Source organism: Streptomyces sp. NPDC004658, from assembly GCF_040609555.1.
Classification (GTDB): Bacteria; Actinomycetota; Actinomycetes; order Streptomycetales; family Streptomycetaceae; genus Streptomyces.
Map to the genome: position 1 here is coordinate 1 of NZ_JBEXKG010000409.1, position 1,182 is coordinate 1,182.

General features: G+C 70.2%; 1 protein-coding gene. It reads right to left on the reverse strand.

Translation table 11 applies throughout. The annotated features are described in order from the left end of the window. Window positions 1-6: 6 nt before the first annotated feature. On the reverse strand, window positions 7-1,182 hold a 1,176-nt coding region (locus ABZV94_RS41745), incomplete at its 5' end, for a PTS transporter subunit EIIC (RefSeq protein WP_356350339.1).

Below are 1,182 nucleotides of genomic sequence, written 5' to 3' on the forward strand. Positions count from 1 at the left end.
GGTCCGTCAGACCCCCGCAGGTTCCTTCGCGGTGGTGTCCGGGCCCGCGCCGACCGTGGCCGGGCCGGTGGCCGCGACCGGGGAGCCGGCCGGTTCCTGGGAGACGTTGAACTCCGTCAGCAGGTCCTTGCTGAAGCCGAAGAAGTAGGTGGCGACGAAGCCCGCCACATAACCGACGACCAGGCCGCCCGCGTAGATCGCGATCGTCGCGCCCAGACCGTGGTTGCCGTCCAGCAGCGGGAACAGGGCCCAGCCGGACGGGCCGATCGCGGTGGAGCCCACCGCGTCGCCGAGCTGGTTGAAGAAGCCGACGAACGCGCCGCCGAACGCACCGCCCACGCACGCCGTGATGAACGGGCGGCCCAGCGGCAGCGAGACACCGTAGATCAGCGGCTCACCGACACCCAGGAAGCCCGCGGGCAGGGCGGACTTGATGGTCCTGCGGATCGACTCGTTGCGCGGGAGGCGGAAGAAGACCGCGATGGCCGCGCCGACCTGGCCGGCACCGGCCATGGCGAGGATCGGGAGCAGGACCGTGTAGCCCTGCTGCTCGATCAGCGTCGTGTGGATCGGGATCAGCGCTTGGTGCAGGCCCAGCATGACCAGCGGGAGGAAGAAGCCGCCGAGGACGAGACCCGCGCCGGCGCCGCCGTTGGACAGCAGCCAGTCGGCGAAGGTACCGATCGCGGTGGAGACCTCACCCGCCACGTACATCAGGCCGAAGATGGTCACCAGACCGGAGATCAGGACCGTCAGGGTCGGGGTGACCAGGACGTCCAGCGCCTCCGGGACCCAGCGCCGGCACCACTTCTCCACGTAGACCGCGAGCACCGCCGCCCCCAGGGCGCCGAGGACACCGCCCTGGCCGGGGGAGAGCTTCTGGCCGAACGCCTCGATGTTCGCGACGCCCGGGAAGACGATGATGGCCGCGACCGCACCGCCGAGGATCGGCGTGCCGCCGAACTCCTTGGCCGTGTTGTAGCCGACGAAGACGGCGATCAGCGCCATGAACCCGGACGCCATGGCGGTCAGGGCCGGGGTGAGTCCCGGCAGCCAGTGCAGGTTGACCAGCAGGCCGTTCAGACCCGCGATGATGCCGCAGCCGATGAGGGCGGGGATCAGCGGCACGAAGATGTTCGCGATCCTGCGCAGGAACAGCTTGAACGGCGTGGCGTTCCTGGC